The 438-nt window shown below is 53.2% G+C and carries 1 protein-coding gene; it reads left to right on the top strand.

Annotated features, from left to right (window positions below; all coding sequences use genetic code 11):
• Nucleotides 1-438: VaFE repeat-containing surface-anchored protein (locus HMPREF2635_RS03300; protein ID WP_168167652.1), on the top strand; the 438-nt coding region annotated here is incomplete at both ends.

The raw sequence follows: 438 nt of genomic DNA, 5'->3' as shown, positions 1-438 counted from the left end.
GCCGAAGATTTCGACGAATGCTGATTTTGCCGAGGGTTCGACTCAGGTTGTTGCTGGTGCGAAGGTTAACGATACGGTGACGTATGAGGGTTTGGTTCCGGGTAAGGAATACACCCTTTATGCTGAGTTGATTTCTAAGGCTGATGGCGAGACTGTTCTGGGTAAGGGTGAGAAGACCTTTAAGCCGGAGGCTGCCAATGGTGAGGTTGTTGTTGAGATCACTGTTGATGAGTCTGTAACGGAGCCGGTTGAGGCTGCGGTTGCCTTTGAGGAGTTGACTTCTGTTGAGGTCGACAAGGAGGGCAAGGAGACTCCGGGTACTGATCCGAAGGACCCGAACTGGATTGCTGAGCACAAGGAAATCGACGATGAGGATCAGACGGTGACCTCTAAGGACCCGTCTGAGACCACTGAGCCGTCTGAGCCGACCGAGCCAAC

Origin of the sequence: Corynebacterium sp. HMSC035E02, from assembly GCF_001836065.1 — a bacterium.
Taxonomy (GTDB): Bacteria; Actinomycetota; Actinomycetes; order Mycobacteriales; family Mycobacteriaceae; genus Corynebacterium; species Corynebacterium hiratae.
Note: the sequence above shows the minus strand (reverse complement) of the source record. Positions and strands in the feature narration are given on the sequence as shown.